11 protein-coding genes are annotated in these 16,385 nt (G+C 66.5%); 5 read left to right on the forward strand and 6 right to left on the reverse strand.

Annotated features, from left to right (window positions below):
* Nucleotides 1-271 precede the first annotated feature (271 nt).
* The 4 genes from PO883_RS24470 to PO883_RS24485 all read left to right on the forward strand — a co-directional run bounded on the left by PO883_RS24470 (nucleotide 272) and on the right by PO883_RS24485 (nucleotide 8,297).
* The gene (locus PO883_RS24470; protein ID WP_289312071.1) at nucleotides 272-1,354 is read left to right on the forward strand and encodes a phosphotransferase; all 1,083 of its coding nucleotides are present in this window, start codon (nucleotides 272-274) and stop codon (nucleotides 1,352-1,354) included.
* On the forward strand, nucleotides 1,354-2,613 hold the full coding sequence (locus PO883_RS24475; protein WP_289312072.1) for an acyl-CoA dehydrogenase family protein: 1,260 nt from the start codon (nucleotides 1,354-1,356) through the stop codon (nucleotides 2,611-2,613). The genes PO883_RS24470 and PO883_RS24475 overlap by 1 nt, the downstream gene beginning before the upstream one ends.
* A gap of 222 nt (nucleotides 2,614-2,835) precedes the next feature.
* On the forward strand, nucleotides 2,836-7,380 hold the full coding sequence (locus tag PO883_RS24480) for a response regulator (protein WP_289312073.1): 4,545 nt from the start codon (nucleotides 2,836-2,838) through the stop codon (nucleotides 7,378-7,380).
* Nucleotides 7,377-8,297 (forward strand): diguanylate cyclase, encoded by a 921-nt coding sequence (locus PO883_RS24485; protein WP_289312074.1) that lies wholly within the window; start codon nucleotides 7,377-7,379, stop codon nucleotides 8,295-8,297. Before PO883_RS24480 ends, PO883_RS24485 begins: the two co-directional genes overlap by 4 nt.
* On the opposite strand, the gene PO883_RS24490 is transcribed toward PO883_RS24485, so the two are convergent.
* From PO883_RS24490 to mdtH, 3 genes are all read right to left on the reverse strand, one after another.
* Nucleotides 8,283-9,911 (reverse strand): methyl-accepting chemotaxis protein, encoded by a 1,629-nt coding sequence (locus PO883_RS24490; RefSeq protein ID WP_289312075.1) that lies wholly within the window; start codon nucleotides 9,909-9,911, stop codon nucleotides 8,283-8,285. The two genes, PO883_RS24485 and PO883_RS24490, sit on opposite strands and share 15 nt — an antisense overlap.
* A 290-nt stretch (nucleotides 9,912-10,201) precedes the next feature.
* On the reverse strand, nucleotides 10,202-11,893 hold the full coding sequence (locus PO883_RS24495; protein WP_289312076.1) for a methyl-accepting chemotaxis protein: 1,692 nt from the start codon (nucleotides 11,891-11,893) through the stop codon (nucleotides 10,202-10,204).
* 188 nt (nucleotides 11,894-12,081) lie between these two features.
* A complete protein-coding gene (gene mdtH / locus PO883_RS24500; RefSeq protein ID WP_289312077.1) occupies nucleotides 12,082-13,281 on the reverse strand; it encodes a multidrug efflux MFS transporter MdtH in 1,200 nt (399 codons plus the stop codon).
* Between the two features lie 84 nt (nucleotides 13,282-13,365).
* Here mdtH and PO883_RS24505 point away from each other — a divergent pair, with 84 nt between their 5' ends.
* Entirely contained in the window at nucleotides 13,366-14,274 is a 909-nt protein-coding gene (locus PO883_RS24505) for a LysR family transcriptional regulator (RefSeq protein WP_289312078.1), read from the forward strand.
* Between the two features lie 41 nt (nucleotides 14,275-14,315).
* Here the strand turns inward: PO883_RS24505 and PO883_RS24510 are convergent, their stop codons facing one another.
* Genes PO883_RS24510 through PO883_RS24520 form a run of 3 tightly spaced genes read right to left on the reverse strand, consistent with a single transcriptional unit; the run spans nucleotide 14,316 to nucleotide 16,376 of the window.
* Nucleotides 14,316-14,771, reverse strand: coding sequence for a MaoC family dehydratase (locus PO883_RS24510; RefSeq protein ID WP_289312079.1), 456 nt, complete (start codon nucleotides 14,769-14,771; stop codon nucleotides 14,316-14,318).
* The gene (locus tag PO883_RS24515; protein WP_289312080.1) at nucleotides 14,764-15,234 is read right to left on the reverse strand and encodes a MaoC family dehydratase; all 471 of its coding nucleotides are present in this window, start codon (nucleotides 15,232-15,234) and stop codon (nucleotides 14,764-14,766) included. The genes PO883_RS24510 and PO883_RS24515 overlap by 8 nt, the downstream gene beginning before the upstream one ends.
* The gene (locus PO883_RS24520) at nucleotides 15,231-16,376 is read right to left on the reverse strand and encodes an acyl-CoA dehydrogenase family protein (protein ID WP_289312081.1); all 1,146 of its coding nucleotides are present in this window, start codon (nucleotides 16,374-16,376) and stop codon (nucleotides 15,231-15,233) included. The genes PO883_RS24515 and PO883_RS24520 overlap by 4 nt, the downstream gene beginning before the upstream one ends.
* Between the last annotated feature and the right edge of the window lie 9 nt (nucleotides 16,377-16,385).

Below are 16,385 nucleotides of genomic sequence, written 5' to 3' on the forward strand. Positions count from 1 at the left end.
AGTTCGGTAATTCCAGGGCGGGATTTGTAGGAAACTGCTTCGTCCGCCGAGTAACTGAGCGTGGTCGCAAGGCGAGACTTCGGTATGCGACTGTTTGAGCGGCACAACCGGGGTCAGAGCTCTGACTAGCAACACTTTGATGATCATCCTCGCTTTGCCACACCTTAGGAAACTATTGCTAATCAGAGGTCAGACCCCGGTGGTGGAAAAATTAGTACGGTCGTTCTATTCATGAGCTAGAATAGATCTCACATAACCAGCAGGAGACAAGATGTTCGAGGAAATGATGGGGACCAAGCCGGTCTCGGAGCGCCAGAAATTCGATGTCGATGCCCTCGACGCTTATCTGCGCGTCCATGTCGAGGACTATCCCGGCGGCCCGCTGGAAGTGGCCCAGTTCAAGGGCGGGCAGTCCAATCCCACCTTCAAGATCAGCGCCGGCGGCCAGCATTATGTGCTGCGCACCAAACCCGGACCGGCGGCCAAGCTGTTGCCTTCCGCCCACGCCATCGAGCGCGAATTGCGCGTCATGGATGCATTGCAAAAGGCCGGCTTTCCCGCCGCCCGCCAGTATGCACTCTGCACCGACGAATCGGTCATCGGCCGCGCATTTTACGTGATGGAATTTATCGATGGCCGCGTGCTGTGGGACCAGTCCCTGCCCGGCATGACGCGCGCCGAACGCGGCGCCATCTACGATGAGCTGAACCGCGTCATCGCTTGCCTCCACACGGTCGACTACGCCGCCATCGGCCTGGCCGATTACGGCAAACCCGGCAACTATTTCACACGCCAGATCGAACGCTGGACACGCCAGTACCAGGCCTCGGTCACCGAACCGATCGCCGCCATGGACCAGTTGATCGCCTGGCTGCCGCACAACATCCCGCCGGGCGACGATACCGCCATCGTGCATGGCGATTTCCGCCTCGATAACATGATCTTCCACCCGACCGAGCCGCGCATCCTGGCCGTGCTCGACTGGGAACTGTCGACCCTGGGCCACCCGGCCGCCGATTTCTCCTACCATTGCATGAGCTGGCACATCCCGCCCGGACAGTTCCGCGGCATCGCCGGCCTCGACCTGGACGCGCTCGGCATTCCCACCCAGGAAGCCTACATCGCCGCCTACGCGGCGCGCACCGGCAAGACCATCCGCATCGAGGATTTCAATTTTTACCTGGCCTACAATATGTTCCGCCTGGCCGGCATCATGCAAGGCATCATGAAACGCTACGTCGACGGCACCGCCTCCAGCGCCCAAGCCCTCGAAAACGGCAAGGCCGCGCGGCCCATGGCCGAACTGGGCTGGCAGTATGCGCAGCGCGCCATTTCTCTTTCCAAGGATAACTAATGAACTTCGATTACTCCGACCGCTGCAAAGAGTTGCAGGCGCGCCTGCTCGCCTTCATGGACCAGCACGTCTATCCGAACGAGACCGCGTTCAAGCAGGAAGTCGACCGCAACGGCACGCACAAGGGCAACCGCTGGATTCCAACCGAGCTGATCGAGCGGCTCAAGCCGCTGGCGCGCGAGCAGGGTTTGTGGAATCTGTTCCTGCCAAAATCGGTGCGCGCGCCGGAAGGCTTGTCGAACCTCGATTACGCCCCGCTGTGCGAGATCATGGGCCGGGTCGGCTGGGCGCCGGAAGTGTTCAACTGCGCCGCGCCCGACACGGGCAATATGGAAACCATCGAGCGCTACGGCAGCGAAGAACACAAGCGCACCTGGCTCGAACCCTTGCTGCGCGGCGAGATCCGCTCGGCTTTTGCGATGACCGAACCGGCCGTGGCCTCGTCCGACGCGACCAATATCGAAACCCGCATCGCGCGCGACGGCGACGATTACGTCATCAACGGACGCAAGTGGTGGATTTCGGGCGCGGGCGATCCGCGCTGCAAGATTTTCATCGTCATGGGCAAGACCGATCCGGAAGCGGCGCGCCATGCCCAGCAATCGATGATCCTGGTGCCTGCCGACACGCCCGGCATCACCATCGTCCGCCCGCTGCCCGTGTTCGGTTACGACGACGCCCCGCACGGCCACTGCGAAATCCTGTTCGAGAACGTGCGCGTGCCAGCCTCCAGCCTGTTGCTGGGCGAGGGACGCGGTTTCGAGATCGCCCAGGGCCGCCTGGGACCGGGCCGCATCCACCATTGCATGCGCGCCATCGGCGTGGCCGAGCGCGCGCTGGAACTGATGTGCCTGCGCTTGAATAGCCGTGTTGCCTTCGGTAAAAAGATTTCCGACCAGGGAGTGTGGCGCGAGCGCATCGCCGAGTCGCGCATCCAGATCGATACGGCGCGCCTGCTGACGCTCAAGACCGCCGCACTGATGGATACCGTGGGCAACAAGCACGCCCAGGCCGAGATCGCCATGATCAAGGTGCTGGCACCGAACGTGGCCCAGCAGGTGCTGGACTGGGCGATCCAGGCGCACGGCGCGGCGGGTGTGTCGGACGAGTTCCCGCTGGCCTACCAGTGGGCCGGCAACCGCACCCTGCGCCTGGCCGACGGCCCGGACGAAGTGCACCGCAACGCGATTGCCAAGATCGAGCTGGCCAAGCACATCAAGCTGGGCGAAGACCTCTCGCTGCCCATCACCCGTTCCTGACCCGCCGATCCAGCCGGCAATGTTTCTTCATCGGGGTCAGCGCTCAATGAAGAAACGTGTCGAATCGGAGCGCCGACCCCGGTTAGGAAATGTTGTGGGAGAAATGGCGAGCGATGGCCGCGCACGGCTGGCGTAAAGTGCTTTGAAGAAAACGCGCGCTCGGCTACCATCGGTCTCACAGCGGTGCGCGGCGCCGCGTTTGATGCGGCGGAGGCTCGGGCAGTGTCGTTTTCATCACGTTCAACCCTGCCGTCCATCCGCTCGAAGACCGCCAAGCTGGTCCTCGCCTGCGCCTTGCCGACCCTGATCGGCTTCGCCGCCCTGTCCTACGATTCCTTCCAGCGCGAGCACCAGAACCTGCTGCGCGATGCCGAGCGCCTGGCCCAAAATGTGCTCATGGCCGTCGAGCGCGATCTCGATGCCGGCGAAACCGCCGCGCGCGCCCTGGCCAGCTCGCCCAGCCTGAGCAGCGCCGACCTGGCCGCCTTCCATCAGCAGGCGCGCAGCATCCTCGGACCGGAATTCCCGGGCTTCGCCTTCGTGCTGAGCGAGCGCGATGGCACGCCGCTGCTCAACACCCGCGTCGCCCATGGCCTGCCCCTGCCACCGAACGGCAATGCCGATACCATCCGCCAGGTGGCCGCCAGCGGCCTGGCCGCCACCTCGGACCTGTACCGCGCCAGCCCCACCGATCCCTACACCGTCTCGGTCGAGGTGCCGGTGCGGCGCCACGGCGAGGTGGTGTACGTGCTGTCGGCCCAGTTACGCCCCGAACGCTTCAACCAGCTGCTGGCCGAACAGCGCCTGCCGCCGCGCTGGAACGCCCAGGTGTTCGACCGCCACGACACCTTTGTCGCGCGCAGCATCGCTCCCGACAAGTTCATCGGCGCGCTGGCGCGCCCGGAAATGGCCGACCTGGCGCGCCGCGCGAATGCCGGCCCGATGGAACTGACCTCGCGCGAGGGCGTGCGCGTCATCTCCAGCCTGCAGCGCTCTCCCACGCGCGGCTGGTATGCCACGGTCGCCCTGCCGCGCGACGCGGCCTATGAAGCCATGCGCGAGGCCCTGGCCAGCGTGTTCCTCAGCGTGGCCACGCTGCTGGTGGTGGGCTTTGCCGCCGCGTGGAGCATCGGCGGCGTGATCGGACGCTCGGTGCGCTCCCTGTGCGCACCGGCGGCGGCGCTCGGACGGGGCGAACCGATGCTGCTGCCGCCGATGCAAATCCGCGAGGTGGCCGAGGTGGCCGGCGCCCTGCGGCACATGGACGGGGAACTGCAACGCTACCGCAACGACCTCGAAACCCTGGTGGCCGAGCGCACCGGCGAACTGCAACGCGCCAACGCCCTGCTCGAAACCGTGTACGCCACCGCGCCGGTGGGCCTGGCCCTGCTCGACAGCGACCTGCGCATCGTCATGGTCAACGACTACCTGGCCGCGGTCAACGCGATTCCGGTGGCGGACCACCTGGGGCACACCCTGCCCGAGCTGCTCGGCCCCCTCGGCGCCGAATTCGAGAAGGCGTACCGCCAGGTGCGCGATACCGGCCTGCCGCTCAAGTCGGTGCACGACTCGCGCCCGGTGCCCGGCTCGCCCGATGTGGAAAGCCACTGGGTGACCAGCTACCATCCGGTGTTCGGGGCCGACCACGCGCTGGTCGGCATCAGTGCCGTGGTGCTCGATGTCAGCGAGCGCAAGCTGCTCTCGGAACGCCTGCGCGACGTCAACGAGCAGTTCCGGGCGCTGTACGAAATGTCGGGCGACGCCCACATGCTGATCGCCCAGGGCGCCGGTTTCATCGGCGGCAACCAGGCGGCGGTGCGCATCTATGGCTGCGCCACCATCGAGGAATTCCTGACCCTGTCGCCGGCCACCACCTCGCCCGAATTCCAGCCGGACGGCCGCCGCTCCGACGACAAGGCCGAACAGTTCATCCGCTATGCAATCGACACCGGCAGCCACCATTTCGAGTGGCTGCACATGCGCCGCGACGGCACCCTGTTCCATGCCGATGTGCTGCTCACCAGCGTGAACATCGGCGGCAAGGGCATTTTGCAGTCGACCGTGCGCGATATCAGCGAGCGCGTGGCGGCCGAAAAGGCGCTGCGCGCCACCAGCGAGCGGCTCGAACAGAGCGAGCGCTTCATCCGCACCGTCACCGACAACGTGCCCGGCATGGTCGCCTACTGGGACGCGGAACTGCGCTGCCAGTTCGCCAACCGCCGCTACCTGGAGCTGTGCGGGCGCAGCGCCACCGGCATGACCGGCGCGCGCATGGACGCCATCCTCGGCCCCGAAACAATGGCCGACATTGCGCCGCACCTGCGCGAAGTCCTGGGCGGCAAGGCCACTCATTTTTCGCGCGAGCTGCACGATCCCTCCGGCGAGGTGCGCCATACCTGGGCCAACTACATTCCCGACTTCGACGAAGAAGGCGCGGTGCGCGGCTTTTACGTGCTCATTTCGGATGTGTCGGAACTCAAGCGCACCGAATTGCGCCTGCAATCGCTCAACGAGCAGTTGATCCAGGCGCTGGAGCGGGCCGAATCGGCCAGCAGCGCGAAAAGCCAGTTCCTGGCCAATATGAGCCACGAAATCCGCACCCCGATGAATGCCATCATGGGGCTGGCGCGCCTGCTCGAAGAAGGTGCGCTGGAGCGGCGCGAGCGCAGCTATGTCGCCAAGATCAAGATGTCGACCCGTTCGCTGATGGGCATCCTGAGCGACGTGCTCGACTTTTCCAAGATCGAGGCGGGCCAGCTGGTGCTCGAATCGGCGCCGTTCACGCTGTGCCAGGTCCTGGAAAGCATGTCGGTGCTGCTGTCGGCCAATGCCTGGAGCAAGGGCGTGGAGCTGGTGTACGCGGTGGCGCCGGACGTGCCGCTGACCGTGGTGGGCGACGCGCTACGGCTCGAACAGGTACTGCTGAACCTGATCGGCAACGCGATCAAGTTCACCGACCAGGGCGAAGTGGTGCTGTCGATCACGCGCCGCGGCGAGCACGATGGCGTGGTGGTGCTCGATTTTGCGGTGCGCGACAGCGGCATCGGCATCGCGCGCGAGCAGCAGGCCCACATGTTCGACGCCTTCTCGCAGGGCGACACCTCGACCAGCCGCAAATACGGCGGCACCGGACTGGGACTGGCCATCTGCCGCCGCCTGGTCAACCTGATGGGCGGCACCCTGGGCGTGCGCAGCGAACTTGGCGCCGGCGCCGAGTTCCATTTCGATTCGCCCTTCGGCATCGCCCAGGCCGGCGAGGCGGCGCTGCTGCCCGCACTGCCCCCGCTGCCCGGCGGCGCCATGCGGCGGGTGCTGGTGGTGGACGACAACCGCAGCGCGCGCGAGGCCATCGCGCGCCTGTGCGCCGACTTTGGATGGGATGTCGACAGCGCTGCCAGCGGCGCCGAGGCGCTCGAACTGCTGCGCACGGCCGGGCGCGCCGGTTCGCCGTATGCCCTGATGTTCCTCGATACGGCGATGGCGGAACTCGATGGCATCGCGGTACTGACCTTCGCGCGTACCGACCCGGCCATCGTCATGCCGCGCTGCGCGCTGATGGTGGCCGAAAGCGCGCGCGAACAGCTGGTGGCCTTGCAGGACGACTTGAAACTGGACGCCATCCTGAGCAAACCGGTGACGCGGCTGGCGCTGGCGGCGGCGGCAATCGAGCTGCACACCGGGAAGGCGGCGCCGGTGGCGCCGCCCGAGCAGCCGCTGGCGGGCCGGCTCAAGGGCATGTACGTACTGCTGGTCGAGGATAACCAGATCAACCAGGAAGTAGCCAAGTATATCCTGCTGCACGCCGGCGCCGCGGTCGACATCGCCGGCAACGGGCGCATCGCGGTCAGCATGCTGGCCGATTCCCCCAGCCGCTACGACGCGGTGCTGATGGATATCCAGATGCCGGTCATGAACGGCTACGAGGCGGCCGAAGCGATCCGGCGCATGGGCATCAGGACCCTGCCGATCATTGCGATGACGGCCAACGCGATGGAAGAGGACCGCCGCCGCGCCAGGGAGGCCGGCATGAACGGCCACGTGGCCAAGCCGATCGACGTCGACAACATGGTCAACACCTTGCTGCGGGTGACCTCGGCCGGCGCCGCGCCCGAGCCGCACGCGCCCGCGGGCATGCTCCATGAGCCCAGGGCCGCACTGCCCGACAGCGTGCGCGCGCTCGATATCCCGGGCATCGACCTGGCGTCGACCCTGCCGCGCTTCGGTGGCCATGTCGATAACTTCATCACCTTGTTCAAGCGCTTCGAGAGTTCGCAGGGGCACACCCTGGACGAGGTGCGCGCGCTGTTGCGCGGCGAGCAGCGGCTGGAGGCGATCCAGCGCGTGCACCGCTTGCGTGGCGTGGCGGCCAACCTGGGGGCAAGCGAGCTGGCGGCGCTGGCCTTCGATTTTGAACAGGCTTTGCGCGGCGCCGGCAGCGCCGAGCTGACGGTGCGCCTGGGGGCGCTCGACAAGGCGCTGCAGGCGGTGTTCGACACCGCGCGCGCCCTGCCCGCGCCGGCGGCGGCGGATGTGCAGCCGGGGCTACAAGACCCCGCACAAGTCGATGCGGCGCTGGCGGATCTTCTGAGTTTGCTTCAGAATAACAATCTGAAGGCCATGGCGGCATTTGACGCATTGCGTCCGGTGCTGGACGCGGCCCTGGCCCCGGCGGTGATGGCCGCGCTGGGTGACGCCGTCGCCACGCTGGCTTTTGCCAACGCCGCGCTGCAGGTGCAAGAGATTTTGAAACGAAGGGACCGTGCATGAGCTGGACCGATATGGCGAGGAACGGGCGTATCCTGATCGTCGACGACGCGATGGAAAACATCCAGATCCTGCACCAGGCCTTGCAGGACGAGCACGACGTGCTGTTTGCGATGAACGGCGCCAAGGCGCTGCATATCGCCCAGAACCAGCGCCCCGACCTGATCCTGCTCGACGCGATGATGCCCGACATGGATGGCTACGCGGTGTGCCGGGCCTTGCGCGAGTCGGGAGCGACGCGCGACATTCCGATCATTTTCGTCACGGCGCTCAAGACGCCGGAGGATGAAACGCGGGCGCTGGAAGCCGGCGCCGCCGATTTCATCACCAAGCCGGTCAACGCGGCGGTGGTGCGGGCGCGCGTGCGCACCCAGCTGACGGTCAAGCGCCAGAGCGATGCGCTGCGCGAGCTGACCCTGACCGATGGCCTGACCGGCGTGGCCAACCGGCGCGGTTTCGACGAAGCGATGGATACCGAATGGCGGCGCTGCGCGCGCTCCAGGCTGCCGATCGCGCTGATCATCGCCGATATCGACCATTTCAAGGCGTATAACGACGCCTACGGACACCAGGCCGGCGACGATAGCCTGGTGCAGGTGGGCGCGGCGATGCGGCGCGCGGCGGCGCGCCCGCAAGACCTGGTGGCGCGCTATGGCGGCGAGGAATTCGTGATCTTGCTGCCGCAGGAAGACAAGCGCGGCGCCGAGGTGGTGGCCAGGAAGCTGCTCGACGAACTGGCGCTGCTGGCCATCCCGCACGAAAAATCCGGAGCCTCGCCGTGGCTGACCCTGAGCATGGGGGTGGCCAGCCTGATGCCGGCCGATGGCTTGCTGCCGGGTGGCTTGATCAAGATGGCCGATGCGCTGTTATACGAGGCCAAGGCGGGGGGGCGCAACCGCTATTGTTTACAGCCCGATTAGGGCGCGCTTGCCGCCGCCCCACGCGGCGCCCGTGCGCGCCGCCGGCCTGGCCCGGCCTTCCACCACGCGCGCCGGCAGCCTGAACACGCCAACCACATCCGCCAGCGTTCCCGCCTGATCCTGCAGCGCCCCGGCGGCGGCTGCCGCTTCTTCCACCAGCGCGGCATTTTGCTGCGTCACCTGGTCCATCTGCGCAATCGCCCGGTTGATCTGCTCGATCCCGGCGGTCTGCTCCACGCTGGCCGCCGTGATCTCGCCCATGATGTCGGTCACGCTGCCGATACTGGTGACAATCGCCTGCATGGTCGTTCCGGCCCGGTCGACCAGTTCACTGCCCTGCGCGACCTTGTGCACCGCGTCGCCGATCAGCGTCTTGATTTCCTTGGCTGCCGCCGCCGAGCGCTGCGCCAGGTTGCGCACCTCGCTGGCCACCACCGCGAAGCCGCGTCCCTGTTCACCCGCGCGCGCCGCTTCCACCGCCGCATTCAGGGCCAGGATATTGGTCTGGAACGCGATCGATTCGATCACGCCGATGATGTCGACGATCTTGCGCGACGATTCGTTGATCGATCCCATGGTGTCGACCACCTGCGCCACCACGACGCCACCCTGGCGCGCCACGTGCGAGGCCGACATGGCCAGCTGGTTGGCCTGGCGCGCGTTGTCGGCGTTCTGCTTGACGGTCGACGTCAATTCTTCCATCGACGACGCGGTCTGCTCCAGCGAACTGGCTTGCTGCTCGGTGCGCGCCGACAGATCGAGGTTGCCGGCGGCGATCTGGCCCGACGCCGTCGCAATTGCATCGGTGCCGCCGCGTACCTGGCCGACGATGTGTTGCAGGCTGCCGTTCATGTCCCGCAGCGCCTGGATCAATTGCCCCGTTTCGTCGCCCGCGCCCGGCGCGATGTCGCTGCTCAGGTCGCCGGCGGCGACCGTCTTCGCAAGCTGCACCGCCCTGCCGATCGGCCGGGTGATGGAACGGGTGATCCACCAGCCGGACAGGGCGCCGATCAGCAGCGCCGCCAGGCCAAGCACCAGCATGGAGCGGCGCGCAAGCATTGCGCTGTCTTCGATGCGCTGGCCGGCGTCGCCCACCAGCTTCTTTTGCAGGCTAACCAGCCGGGTCACCGAGTCCTGCAAGGTGTCGAGCGCCGGCAGGGTCTCGACCAGCATCAGGGCGGCGGCCGCATCGCGCTCCTGCGCGGCGATGCGGCGGCTGACGTTGGCGAACGAGCCGACATACAGCGCGCGCTCGGCCTTGATCCTGGCCAGCAGTTGCCGGCCTTCGGCGTCGCTGGCCAGCTTGTCGAGTAGCGCAATGGCGGCGCTGATGTCCTTCTTGTTCGCTTCGATCTTGTCGCGCACCCTGGCGCTGTAGGCGGCGTCGGGCGCAATGAACAATTCAAGCGTGGCGCGCGCGTTGGCGCGGGTGCCGGCGTTGATGACGTTGGCCGCATCGGCCTGGACCATGTCGCGCTCGATCATGTTGCTGCTGACGGCGCTGAGGTTGGCGAGCCGTGTGAGTGCCGTGGCGATCAGGGCCGCCATGATCAGCAAAATGATGCCGAAAGCGCCGCCCAGACGCGCTCCGATGCGCAAGTTTGTCATATTCATCCGACTGTCCCGGGTGATGCGGGCGCGCCAGCGCTGGCTGGACGCCGCGACGTTAGTGGAATGGAGGTGCTTGTGAGCCCACCCGCTGGTTTGGGGCGGGCGGAAAAAGACCAGCAATGGCCGGCGCGGCGGCCTGCAGCACCGCCGCCTTCCCTGCGGCACGGCTGCGATGCCATCATTATTTCCAGAAAGAAATTGTATGCCGGCGCTCTGGCCTCGTCAACCAATCCAGATCAAGGAATGTGTACTTGGCGGCCGGGCCCCGGCAGGGCCGGGGGGGAAACGGCGGCTCAAAATTCTTCCCAATCGTCCGTCCCGGCGGCGGCCACCTCGCGCTTGCGCGCGCCCGCCGGACTGGCCGCCCGCGCCGGCCGTTCCACCGCCACCCTCGCCGCCACCTCGCGCAGCACCGGCTTGGCGCGGCCTTCCACCACGCCGGCCGGCAGCTTGAACACGCTGACCACGCCCGCCAGCGTTCCCGCCTGGTCCTGCAGCGCCCCGGCGGCGGCAGCCGCTTCTTCCACCAGCGCGGCATTTTGCTGGGTCACCTCGTCCATCTGCGTGATGGCCCGGTTGATTTGCTCGATCCCGGCGGTCTGCTCCACACTGGCCGCCGTGATCTCGCCCATCATGTCGGCCACGCTCTTGATACTCGTGACAATCGCCTGCATGGTCGATCCGGCCCGGTCAACCAGTTCGCTGCCCTGCGCGACCTTGTCCACCGAATCGTCGATCAGCATCTTGATTTCCTTGGCCGCCGCCGCCGAGCGCTGCGCCAGGTTGCGTACCTCGCTGGCCACGACCGCGAAGCCGCGCCCCTGCTCGCCCGCGCGCGCCGCTTCCACCGCCGCATTCAGGGCCAGAATATTGGTCTGGAACGCGATCGACTCAATCACGCTGATGATGTCGACGATCTTGCGCGAGGATTCGTTGATCGACCCCATCGTGTCGACCACCTGTGCCACCACCGATCCGCCCTGCACCGCCACGTGCGAAGCCGAAATGGCCAGCTGGTTGGCCTGGCGCGCATTGTCGGCGTTCTGCTTGACGGTCGATGTCAGTTGTTCCATCGACGACGCGGTCTCCTCCAGCGAACTGGCTTGCTGTTCGGTGCGCGCCGACAGATCGAGGTTGCCGCTGGCGATCTGGCTCGACGCCGTCGCGATGGCATCGGTACCGCTGCGCACCTGGCTGACGATGTCGCGCAAGCCCGCGTTCATGTCGCCCAGCGCGTGCAGCAGCTGCCCCGTTTCGCTCGACGATCCGGGCGCAATCCGGGCGCTCAGGTCACCGGCGGCCACCGTCCTGGCCACCCTGACCGCATCATTGATCGGCAGCGTGATCGAGCGCGTGATCCACCATCCGGCCAGCACGCCGATCAGCAGGCCCAGTGCGCCCTGCCACAGCATCATGGTACGGGCCCCGGCGATGCTCTCTTCGACGGCGGCACTGGCCGCTTCGGCCAGGCGCTTCTGCGAGGCTGCCAGGGCGGTGATCGAGGTCTGCAGCGCGTCCAGCGCCGGCAGCGTTTCGGCGCGCATCAGGGCCGACGCTTCATCGCGCTTGTTCTCGCCGATCAGTTGATCGATGCGCGAGAACGAGCTGACGTAGGCGGCGCGTTCGCGCGCCACCCGGGCCAGCAGTTCGCGCCCTTCGCGCGAGTCGATCAGCTTTTCCAGCGTCGCCAGGGCGGCTGTGATCTGCTTCTTGTTCGCTTCGATGCGCTGGTGGATGTTGGCCAGCTGCGCCGGGTCGGTGACGATGAACAGTTCGAGCGTCCTGCGCGCATTGGCGCGCGTGCCGACGTTGATCTGGTTGGCCGCTTCGGTCTTGACCCATTCGTGGTCGACCATGTGCGCGGTGCTTTTGCCCGCGCTGTTGAGCAGGGTGATGCCGGTAGCGACCAGGGTCCCCATCAGCAGCAACAGCAGGCCGAAAGCGCCCCCCAGACGAACGCCGATCTTCAAGTTCGCAATTTTCATCCGGACTCCTGCTGATGTATGAACGACGATAACTACCCGTCAGTCCATACTAGTCCCAAGTGCGCGCGGCGTTGGCCCGTACATATTGATAGTTGCGGTGTGCGTTCCTTCGCGTAGATGAATACATCGGCTTTATGATGTACAAGGATTGCTGGCGGTCGCGGCCTGCGTCTGCGCGCCAGCGGGAATCATGCGCGCGCCCGCTGCCAGGAGGCGGCGCGGAAGAACTGGTGCGCCAGCGCGGCCAGGGTCAGGCAGCCGACCGCGCACAGCACCATCCAGGGCAGGCCCGGCAGGCCCAGCGCCCGGCCCGCGTCAAGCAGATATCCGCCTGCAACGTAGCCGATCAGCCCGCCCAGCGCCAGCCCGATCCTGCTCAGTCCAATGTAGCTGGCGCGGGCCCGCGCCGTCGCATGGCGCGCCACGATGGCCTCGCGCGCGGGCTCGGCGATGAGGCCGCCGACATAGAACAGCGCCAGCACGCCAAACACGCCGGCCGCGCCCGAGACCAGCGCCATGGCTGCCAGGCTGGCCGTCATCACGCCGATCCCGAGCAGCAGGCGCGATTCCTCGCTCAGGTAGCGTTCGCCCAGGCGCGCCATGGGATACAGCAGCAGCACGGCGAGCAGCGCATCCAGGCTGTACATCCAGGCCACGGACTGGGTGGTCCCGGTCACGTGCGTCACCAGCACCGGCAGCAGCAACATCAGCTGGACCTGCAACACGTAGTAGCCGCTCAGGGTCAGCACCAGGGTAAGGAAGGGCTTGTCGCCAAGCGGAACCCGCAGCGCCGCCAGCGCAGCCGTACCAGGGACGGCGACCCGGTAGGCGGGCAGCGCCAGCGCATTGACCAGCGCCGCCAACACGAACACCGCGCAGCCACCCATCGCGACCCAATAAAACTCCAGGCCAAGCAGGAAAGTGCCGAGCAAGGCTCCCAGCACGGCCGCCGCGCTTTCCAGCATCATCAGCAGCGCGTAGAAGCGGCTGCGCTCGGCCGGACGGGTCAGTTTGACGACCAGCGCCCCGCGCGCAGGCTCGAACAGGCTGCCGCCCAGCCCTGACAGGATGCAGGAAACGAACAGGTGGACCGGGCTGCTGGCGTAGGCAAGTACCCCGAAACCGGCGGCCCGCAGCAGCAAGCCGCCCACGATCAGGGGCTTGGCGCCAAACCGGTCGGAGAGCGACCCGCCGAGCAGCCCCAGGCCCTGTTGCGACACTTGCCGCAAGCCGAGCGCCAGGCCGACCGCCGCCGCGGCCCATCCGAGCCGGTCGATAAAATGCAGGCCGATGATGGGAAAGACCACATAGAAACCGGCCACCACCAACAGATTGTCGATCATGATAAAGCGTTTGCCGCGCCGCCTGGCGTCGCTTGTTCCTGCCATGTTCCTGCTCCCACGTCATGAATGAGCTTTCATCTTAGGCAAGAGCAAGACATAATAGAAGACACCGAATTCGGATGTGTGATATTGGATATTTTTATGTCTGTGAGTTTCGACGACCTGCGCCTCTTGATTGAAATCGTCGAATACGGCAGTTTTACCCAGGCCGCCGCGCGCCGCCGCTGGTCGCAGCCGCAGGTGAGCCAGCGGGTGGGCGCGCTGGAAGACCAGCTTGGCGTACAGCTGTTCCGGCGCCACCGCCGCGGCGCCGTCCCCACCGAAGCCTGCGTCACGTTCCTGCCGGCGGCGCGGGCCGCGCTCGTTGCGCTCGAGCTCGGCATGGAATCGGTCCAGGGCGCGCCCGCGCTGCCGAAAATGCGCCTTGCGTGTGTGCCGTCGCTCGCGTCCATGCTGTTCGGCCCGATCCTGCTGGCCCTGGCGGAGGCGCCCATGGAAATTCGCTGTACCACGAATCACTCGCCGATCATCATGGATATGCTCCTCACCGATCAGGCCCAGCTCGGCTTTGTATTACGATGCCCGGCGATTGCCGGCATCGAGCTGGAACGCATTTGCGTGTCGCCCATTATCGCCGTGGTGCATCGCGATCATCCGCTCGCGCGCGCGCCCGCTTGCCTGCTGGCCGATATCGCGAACGCACGGCTGGCCCCGCAATTCTGGGGTGCGGAATGCGATGAATTAATCGGACGCCTGCACGCCAGTCGCACAACGAATACGCCGATTCATGCGATCCAGCCGGCCAGTGCCGCACTTGAGCTGGTGCTGGAGCATGGCTTCCTGACGTTCATGCCTGACATGGCGGTAGCAAGACAGTTGCAGGACGGGAGCCTGGTCAAACTCGACATCGCCGATTTGCCGCTGTGGGAGTGGGAAGTCATGATGGCCTGGCGCAGCGGGAAGCGGGCCGATGCGAGCAAGCAGATGGTGTTGCAGGTCGTGCGAAACATAGCGGCCGGCTGGACCCCGGCCAGGTAAATCATGCCGCTACGTTCGCCAAGGGCCGGGTTAGCGCACGATCAGGCGTAGCGGCGGATCAGCAGTTCGGCCACGCACACCGGCTTGGTGCCGCCTTCACGCTCGACGACGACGCTCCATGCGAGCTGCGCGCCGCCCTCGATGGGTTCGACCTGCTGCAAGGCCAGGCGCGCGCGCACGCGGCTGCCGACCGGCACCGGGGCCGGAAAGCGCACCTTGTTCAAGCCATAGTTGACCACCATTTTCGCATCGACCATGCGCAGCGTGCGGTCGAACAGGCCGGAGATCAGCGACAGCGTCAGGAAGCCATGCGCCACCGGGCCGCCAAAGGGCGATTCGCGCGCGCAGCGTTCCAGGTCGACGTGGATCCACTGATGGTCATCGGTGGCGTCGGCAAACAGGTTGACGCGCTCCTGGGTGATTTCGACCCAGTCCGACACGGCCAGTTCCTGTCCCACCAGCGCCTGCATCTCGGCCAGGCTGGAAAATTCACGCATCGCCGTTCTCCTTCGGGCGGCGCCCCAGCATGCCCATGCCTTCGATGACGCAGGCGACCTCGCCGTGCTGGTTCACGGCCCGCCAGGTCGACCAGACCACGCCGCGGTCGGGGCGCGAGTTCGATGGCTTGAGCGCAGTGGTGATGTAGGTGACGGTGAGCGTGTCGCCGGCGCGCACCGGCTGCGGCCAGCGCACCTTGTCCAGGCCCGGGGAACCCATGCTCGACGAGGCGCACCACAGGCCGTCGACCACCATGCGCATCATCATGCTGCAGGTGTGCCAGCCGCTGGCGATGACGCTGCCGAAGATGGACGCCTTGGCCGCGTCATGGTCGACGTGGAAGGGCTGCGGGTCGAACTGGGTGGCAAAAGCGATGATTTCTTCTTCGCTCACGGTGCGGCTGCCGAGCCCGATCTCCTGGCCGACGTAAAAGTCCTCGAAATACCACGTGGTTTTCTTCATGCCATGTCACCCGCCGCAAAGCCGGGCTGCGCGATGAAGCGTTGCAGGTGGTGGTCGGAGTCGCCCAGCGACAGTTCGATCATGGTGAGGCGCTTGAAGTGGTGCGCGGCCGGCAGTTCGTCGGTCACGCCCATGCCGCCGTGCAACTGGACCGCCTGCTGGCCGACGAACTTGAGCGCCTGGCCGACCCGGAACTTGGCCGCCGACACGGTACGGCGGCGTTCTTCCACATCGGTCGACGCCAGGCGCACGGCGGCCAGCAGCGCCATCGAGCGCGCCTGCTCCAGGTGGATGTACATGTCGGCCATGCGGTGCTGGAGCGCCTGGAATTTGCCGATCGGCGCACCGAACTGGGTGCGCATCTTGAGGTAGTCGAGGGTGGCCGCGAAGATCGCTTCCATCGCGCCCAGCGCTTCGGCGCACAGCAGGCCCGCGCCGTAGTCGGCGCCGGCGTCGAGCAGGTCCCAGCCCTGGCCCTCGCTGCCGATCAGGCTTGCTGCCGGCAGCTGGACGTTCGCCAGCGCGATCTCGGCGGCGCGCTGGCCGTCGAGCGTGCGGTAGTCGCGCACGGTCACGCCGGCGGCGTCCACGGGCACCACGAACAGCGATACGCCGCCGACGCCGCGCTGGGCGCCACTGCTGCGCGCCGACACAATCAGGCTGCCGGCCTGGCCGCCGTGCACCACCACGCTCTTGTGGCCATTGAGCAGGTAGCCGCCGCCATTGGCGACGGCCGTGGTAGCGATGTCCGACAGGTCATGGCGCGCCTGTTTTTCGGCCAGCGCGCAAGCCAGTTTGAGTTCGCCGCCGGCCACTTGCGCCAGCAGGTCGGGATGCTTGCCGCCCAGCGCCAGGAAATGCGCACCGAGCACGGTGGCGAAGTACGGTTCGACCACCAGGCCGCGCCCCAGCTCCTGCATCACGACGAACATGTCGACCGCCGTGCCATTGAAGCCGCCCTGCTCTTCCGGCACCGGCAAGGCCAGCATGCCCAGTTCGGCCAGCGTGGCCCACGCCGCGTCGGAGCTGCCCGCGTCGGAGTGGATGATCTTCTTGCGCGTCTCGAAGCTGTAATCCTTGCTCACCCAGCGCTTGAGGGCATCGGCGAAGGCCAGCTGTTCTTCCTTGAAGTTGAAATCCATGTTCAGTCC

The sequence above is a fragment of the Massilia sp. DJPM01 genome (genome assembly GCF_030348125.1).
Taxonomy (GTDB): Bacteria; Pseudomonadota; Gammaproteobacteria; order Burkholderiales; family Burkholderiaceae_D; genus Telluria_A; species Telluria_A frigida.

Bases quoted from the DNA above. Each gene is read 5' to 3' on its own strand.
- PO883_RS24475 (WP_289312072.1), top strand. From the start codon at position 1,354: ATGAACTTCGATTACTCCGACCGCTGCAAAGAGTTGCAGGCGCGCCTG.
- PO883_RS24510 (WP_289312079.1), bottom strand. From the start codon at position 14,771: ATGCGTGAATTTTCCAGCCTGGCCGAGATGCAGGCGCTGGTGGGACAG.
- PO883_RS24495 (WP_289312076.1), bottom strand. From the start codon at position 11,893: ATGAAAATTGCGAACTTGAAGATCGGCGTTCGTCTGGGGGGCGCTTTC.
- PO883_RS24470 (WP_289312071.1), top strand. From the start codon at position 272: ATGTTCGAGGAAATGATGGGGACCAAGCCGGTCTCGGAGCGCCAGAAA.
- PO883_RS24520 (WP_289312081.1), bottom strand. From the start codon at position 16,376: ATGGATTTCAACTTCAAGGAAGAACAGCTGGCCTTCGCCGATGCCCTC.
- PO883_RS24515 (WP_289312080.1), bottom strand. From the start codon at position 15,234: ATGAAGAAAACCACGTGGTATTTCGAGGACTTTTACGTCGGCCAGGAG.
- mdtH (WP_289312077.1), bottom strand. From the start codon at position 13,281: ATGGCAGGAACAAGCGACGCCAGGCGGCGCGGCAAACGCTTTATCATG.
- PO883_RS24485 (WP_289312074.1), top strand. From the start codon at position 7,377: ATGAGCTGGACCGATATGGCGAGGAACGGGCGTATCCTGATCGTCGAC.
- PO883_RS24490 (WP_289312075.1), bottom strand. From the start codon at position 9,911: ATGAATATGACAAACTTGCGCATCGGAGCGCGTCTGGGCGGCGCTTTC.